The sequence below is a fragment of the Bacillus sp. JJ1503 genome (assembly GCF_036965125.1).
Classification (GTDB): Bacteria; Bacillota; Bacilli; order Bacillales; family Cytobacillaceae; genus Cytobacillus.
On sequence record NZ_JBALOZ010000175.1, the window covers coordinates 755 to 7,043 of the forward strand.

The 6,289-nt window shown below is 36.7% G+C and carries 8 protein-coding genes; all 8 read right to left on the reverse strand.

Features of this window, described 5'->3' with window-relative positions:
* Positions 1-195 precede the first annotated feature (195 nt).
* Positions 196-792, reverse strand: a complete 597-nt coding sequence (locus V7149_RS14015) for a hypothetical protein (protein ID WP_335346237.1) — start codon at positions 790-792, stop codon at positions 196-198.
* Positions 793-801: 9 nt separating this feature from the next.
* A complete protein-coding gene (locus V7149_RS14020) occupies positions 802-1,113 on the reverse strand; it encodes a hypothetical protein (protein WP_335346238.1) in 312 nt (103 codons plus the stop codon).
* A 37-nt stretch (positions 1,114-1,150) separates the two neighbouring features.
* Complete coding sequence (locus V7149_RS14025; protein ID WP_335346239.1) at positions 1,151-2,500, reverse strand: DUF342 domain-containing protein; 1,350 nt, start codon at positions 2,498-2,500, stop codon at positions 1,151-1,153.
* 29 nt (positions 2,501-2,529) lie between these two features.
* A complete protein-coding gene (locus V7149_RS14030; RefSeq protein WP_335346240.1) occupies positions 2,530-3,291 on the reverse strand; it encodes a FliA/WhiG family RNA polymerase sigma factor in 762 nt (253 codons plus the stop codon).
* A gap of 120 nt (positions 3,292-3,411) precedes the next feature.
* Positions 3,412-3,909 carry a chemotaxis protein CheD gene (locus V7149_RS14035; RefSeq protein WP_335346241.1) on the reverse strand — a complete coding sequence of 166 codons (498 nt, stop codon included), beginning with the start codon at positions 3,907-3,909 and terminating at the stop codon, positions 3,412-3,414.
* 4 nt (positions 3,910-3,913) lie between these two features.
* Positions 3,914-4,540, reverse strand: a complete 627-nt coding sequence (locus tag V7149_RS14040; RefSeq protein WP_335346242.1) for a chemotaxis protein CheC — start codon at positions 4,538-4,540, stop codon at positions 3,914-3,916.
* Between the two features lie 4 nt (positions 4,541-4,544).
* The gene (locus V7149_RS14045) at positions 4,545-5,015 is read right to left on the reverse strand and encodes a chemotaxis protein CheW (RefSeq protein ID WP_335346243.1); all 471 of its coding nucleotides are present in this window, start codon (positions 5,013-5,015) and stop codon (positions 4,545-4,547) included.
* Positions 5,016-5,068: 53 nt separating this feature from the next.
* A partial coding sequence (locus V7149_RS14050; RefSeq protein ID WP_335346244.1) for a chemotaxis protein CheA occupies positions 5,069-6,289 on the reverse strand: 1,221 nt, incomplete at its 5' end.

A 6,289-nucleotide genomic window follows, 5' to 3' on the forward strand; every position in this document is an offset into this window, starting at 1 on the left:
TACACCAGCTTCAAGCAATTGTTTCATTGAAATGACTGACATTGTTTTTCCTCCTAATGGTTTGTTTTCCTCCGCTTATTTCATTTTCAATCGGGAACTGAAAGGGTTTCAGCACCGTCCGACTAAATCTATAAGCGTGTGTATTAACACCATTTGTTAATATAGCATAAAAATAATGAAGTATCAAGTTATTCCTTAATTGTTTTGATTAAATTTTAATAAAAGATTAATTTCAGTCTTACCTTTATTTAGCTTTTGAGCAATTTCTGTTTCATTATATCCTTGATTTTTTAATAGAAGAATATAATTTAATAATGATTGTTCCTGTGAATTCTCTTTTTCATTTACTTCTGCAAGAATAGGGTCGATTTCTAGCGGCGGCAATTCTATCTCGTCACGTACCGTCCGGTTGGAACTATTACTTGGAACGACAGCACTTTGTTTATAAGCCTTTGCAGCACTATAAGCATTGACTTTTCCCTTTCGGCTATGAAGGCTTATGTTCCTTTCAAGCCCGGGCTCATCTTGATCTTTCTTAATCGTCTTACGACTTTCTGCATTATTGGATGATTGAGCATTCCGTTCAATATGACCAATTCGTTTAATAAAATCATCGTTTTCTTCCTTCATCTGAACTAAATAAGCAGAAATCACTTCTTCCATTTCTTGAATCATTTTTTCTTGTTTTTTCTCTACTTGTAAAAACCGGTTTTGACGCAGAAATAAAATGATAATTGAAAAAAGGGCAAGAACATTTAAAAACAAGCTAATTAATAATAAAAAAGTGGTCATATAATCCCTCTATCCACTGTAATCAATAATTTTTCCTTTATATGGGTGTTTCTCTTTTTCAACAGGCTTGCTGCTTTTCTTTTTTTGGTGATTTTCTTTATTTTCCCCATTATTGCCATTGCTCTCATCTTGCATTAGTTTGACATTCGCTTTTTGTTCATGTTTTATGACAGTTTCTCTTTGCTGTTTTTCTTCTTTATGGGTTCGCTCTGTGGCAAAATCATTGATGTTTTGGCCTCGCTGCTGCAATTGCTCTTGGATTTTCCCCGCTTCTATTGTCCTTGGTAAAGCAACTTGCATTTCAATCGACTTCAAACTCATAGTTCCACACCCATCTCTAATAAGTCATTTTTACTGTCTATAGAATAGGCTCAGACATGATTTCCCCGCCTTGAAGTAGAAAACGAGCCGATGATTGTTTGTGCTGCAATTGCATAGCATACTTCCCAAAACGCAAAGTAGTATTTGGATATACAGTCTCATAAATATAAATGGAAGAGTCTTGTCTTTCGTTTATTGCCTCCTCCAATTGCCTGAGCTCATCATCTACTTTTATGATCTGCTCAACAATATGTTGTTTTGTAGATCTTTGCTTGAGAATAACGACTTTTTGTTCCTGTGATAAATTCCCGGTTAGCTTTGCAAGCTTCTGCTCAATATTTGATAATTTCTCAAGATTACCATGTAATTTCGCTCTTTCTAAATGTAACTCTTTCTCTCTTTCAGTTAAAGACGTATCTAAATAAGCTTGTAGTTCCGTTTTTGTAAACAAGTGGTTTCCAACTTCTTTTACATGTATTTCTTTATTAGCTGTAAGAATTCCGCCAATTACGAATGCATTTTTGCCTAAAATGGAGGAGCCTGCTCGAATTTTACTGTGTAAAATGGAGGACTCTATGATGACATCGTGACCAGCATGCACATTTGCCTGATTTAAGTAAACTGCCTGAACATTGCCTACGCTTGAGATCATCCCTTTATTTCCTCCTGTAATTCCTCCAGAAATAATGATATTTCCTTCAGCGTGAATATTTGCAGCCTCTACTAATCCAAATATTCTAACATCTCCGCCAGCCCTTATTTCGTATCCGCTAGGTACATTTCCTCTAATAACGACATTGCCAATAAAATCTACATTTCCTGTTTTTAAATCCAAATCACCATTGACTTCAAATACGGGATTCACGGTGATCATTTTGTCTGTAAGGCTTAATTGACCATCAGAAGTTGAATAAAATCTTGAATTATTTAATATTACATTTTTTCCTGGTCTTATTTTAAGGGGTTTTCCATTTTTAGCGGGAATCCTTTTTCCAAATACATCCATTCCTTCTGTACCTGGAGTGGGCGGGACAACTGAAGCAAGAGGCTGGCCACTTGAAACAGATGGGATTTGAAGAACTTTTCGGAAGTTAAATTTTTCTCTTACCTCTTTTTTGTCATGTTGAACTTCATTTAGAAGGTAGGCATCCACCCCATTTTTAGGCGGGATGCCTTCAGCAATAATGGATGGATAACTTAAGGATTGTGGGTTTTCACAAATCTGATTCATCACATCCTCAAAGATTCCGAATGATATCTTTTCTTTAGAAAGAAATTGTTCAATATCACTCTTTTTAATGGAAAAGTCATTTTCTACATTCGAAACTAAATCAATTTTTGCTGTTAAACGATCCTTCGTTATAATTATTCGATAATGCTCTTCCATTTAAGCTTCCTCCTTCATAAGTGGCAATCCTAAATAACTTTTATTAATGCATTTCTTAGTTTAAAAATTGCCTTTGAATGAATCTGTGAAATTCTTGAAGTCGATAGACCCATCACTTGACCAATTTCTGTTAAAGTCAATTCTTCTTTATAAAACAAACTAATCACAAGCTGTTCTTTTTCATTGAGTAAAGAAATCATTTCAATCAGCTCACGAATCATTTCATCTTTCACTATTTTCACTTCAGGAATTTCCGCACGATCATCTTTAATAATATAAGAGTTGCCCTCTTTATCATCTTGATCATTTAACTTTTCATCCATTGAAAGAATGTTTGCAAAAAAATGTTCATTTATTACAGATTGCACTTCTTCTTCACTCATATTTAGTTCAGAGGAGATTTCCTCAATACTAGCATTTCTCATCAGACGCTGCTCGAGTTTTTCAATTGCAGCTTCAATTTTTTTTGCCTTTTCCCTCGTATTCCGCGGGAGCCAATCCTCTTTTCTTAAACCGTCTAAAATAGCACCTCTAATTCGGAAGGATGCATATGTATCAAACTTTAGATCCCGATTTGGATCGAATTTTTCCAAGGCATCATATAATCCCATCATCCCCAAACTTCGTAAATCATCTCGTGAAACATTTCTAGGAAGATTTACGGAAATCCGCTGGACATGATAACTCACTAGCGGCATATATTTTTTTACAAGGTAATCCCCTGCTTGATTATCACGTGAGCTGACCCAATTATGCCAATATCGTTGGTCCTCTGTCGTTTGATGCGCCATGGTCATCCTCCTCAAACGTTTCCTATTCCTTGAATGATCATAAATACTCTAGTCAAAAACAATCCATTACCGAATATAGTAAAAAAGGAAAAACAGCCATCTCGCTTTGAAAGAAGCTGACTAAATTTCCTGTACACCCTTATTTACTGTCCGGATATGCAAAATGCATGTCTGAGGATTGAATTCTATCGTTCTTCCGCTATTTCCGCCGACATCTTCAGAAACAATAGAAATTTTAAGTGATGATAGCTCTGCCTTTACAGCTTCTACATTTCTAGGACCAATCCGCATAACATCACTGCCTGAAGAAAAATGAAACATTTGAGCCCCGCCTGCAATTTTTGCCTTTAAAGAATACGCTCTTGCACCATTTTGAATAAGTTTCGACACTAATTCTTTCACAGCTGTATCTGCATATTTGGCAATATTTATATTGCCAGCCTTTGCAAGGGTCGAATCAGGAAGCATAATATGTGAAAGTCCTGCAATTTCCCGCTGCTGATCATAAACCACCACTCCAACACAAGAACCTAATCCAGAGGTGCGTATCGTATTAGGGGTTTTAACAATATTCAAATCTGCAATTCCCACTTTAATAACTTCTTTACATTCAATCATTTTGTTAAACTCCCAAAGATTTAAAAATTGTATCGAAGGATTCTGGATCCGGCAGTAAGAAAAAATGACCCTTTACTGTTTCTTTATCTGCCCCATCATCATTAAGTGCTGTATCAATAACAATGGCGAAATCGCTGACTTGTGATAATTCGATCAGTCCATAGCTTATTATTGCACCAGCCATATCGATGCTTAATGCTGGTACAGAAGGATATAATGATAAATTCGTGAAATCAGAAAGAGAGGATAAATACGATCCGGATAAGATGTTTCCAAGCTCCTGATAAGCAGATAATCCCAATTCATTATAAGGCTGAGAATCAAAGCTAAAGCTTTCATCCCCGATCATTTCCCGAATAAATCTAGAAGCCTGTTCAACCGGCAAGACAAAAAACATGCTGCCAGGGGCATCACCTTCAATTCTGAGGAACACCCCTGCAACAACATTATCTGCTCCGCCCATCATATTCATCATTTCATCAAATGAAACGATTCTGACGTCTGGCACTTTCATGTCGATTTTTTTATTTAATAACTTAGATAGCGCAGTAGCAGCATGTCCAGCCCCAATATTTCCAATTTCTTTCAATATATCGAGGTGCATTGATGAAATTTTTTCAAGAAAATTCATTTGTTCATCCTTCATTTCCTAGTAAACTTAAACGTTCTTCTGTATTTAAGATCTTTTCAAGGTCAATTAGTATTAATAAACGATTTCCGATCTTAGCAACACCATTAATATAATCAGCCTCAAGCACACCTACAACTTCGGGTGGCGGTTCAATAGAGTGAACTGGAATGTCGATAACATCATTAGCTAAATCAACGATGAAACCGACCTCTAAATCATTAAGACCTGCAATGATGACTCGGGTACTGTCTGAATAGCCTACTTCATCAAGCCCAAATCTGCTGCGAAGATCAATGATTGGCGTTATGACTCCGCGAAGGTTAATGACCCCTTTAATAAACTTTTCTGTTCCTGGCACTCTCGTAATATGCTCAATTTTCTCAATGGACCGAACTTGATTTACTGGGATTGCATACTCCTTATTCATAAGCTGAAAAACGATTAATTTAATATCAGAAGCTATTGTCTCAGCCATCCTGACCCACTCCTTACTAGACAATCGAAAATTTATGGTACGAAGAAAACGGTTTACTTAATTAACGAGTTGCAATCTACAATTAATGCTACCTGACCATCACCAAGGATAGTAGCCCCAGAGATAGCAAATACATTTGTTAAATAGTTACCGAGAGACTTTAAAACAACTTCCTGCTGGCCAATAAAAGAATCAACAACAAGTCCAGCCATCTTGTCCCCTTTTCTAACAATGACAACAGAGTAAAATTCATCCTCTTCTTCAAAAACCGGTACCTCAAAGATTTCTTTTAGGAAAAGAAGCGGCACAACCTTGCCTCTAAAATCGATGACTCTTTGATTATGGGCATTTAGAATATCAGATTTTTTCACAATGGCTGTTTCAATAATTGAAGATAAAGGGATAGCAAATTTTTCTTTTTGTATTTCAGTAAGCATGACCGAAATAATCGATAAAGTAAGCGGCAATTGGATCGAGAAGATCGAGCCTTTGCCTAGGGCTGAATCGATTGATATGGTACCGCCTAATGATTCAATTGTGCTTTTTACAACGTCTAGACCTACTCCTCGGCCTGAAACGTCAGAAATCTTCTCGGCAGTTGAGAAGCCAGAAGCAAGTATAAGCTCAAACACTTGCTTGTCAGTCATCGTTACAGCTGCCTGCCCGGTGACGATTCCATTTTTAATCGCTTTTGCAAGCACCTTATCCCGATTAATTCCAGCACCATCATCTTCTATTTCAATAAAGACATGATTTCCACTATGGTAAGCTTTAAGAATAACTGTGCCTTCTTCGTTCTTTCCGTTAGCTTTTCTAATTTCAGGTGTTTCAACCCCATGGTCAAGGGCGTTTCTAATTAAATGGACGAGCGGATCGCCAATTTCATCAATAACTGTTCTGTCTAATTCCGTTTCAGCCCCGATTATCTCAAGATTGATCTTCTTGTCCAAGTCACGGGCTAATTGACGAACCATCCGCGGGAATCGATTAAATACTGTTTCCACAGGAACCATGCGCATGTTTAAAATAATATTTTGTAAATCACCTGAAATTCTAGTCATATGCTCAACTGTTTCATGCAGCTCCTGATTATTTAAATCACGGGAAATTTGTTCAAGACGCCCCCGGTCAATGACTAATTCTTCAAATAAATTCATTAAAATATCAAGTCTTTCAATATTTACCCGGATTGTTTTACTACTAGAGTTTTTAGCTGATGAAGAAGATGCTCCGGCCTTCTTTTCTTCCTGCTGCCTTGCAACACTATTTTCTGC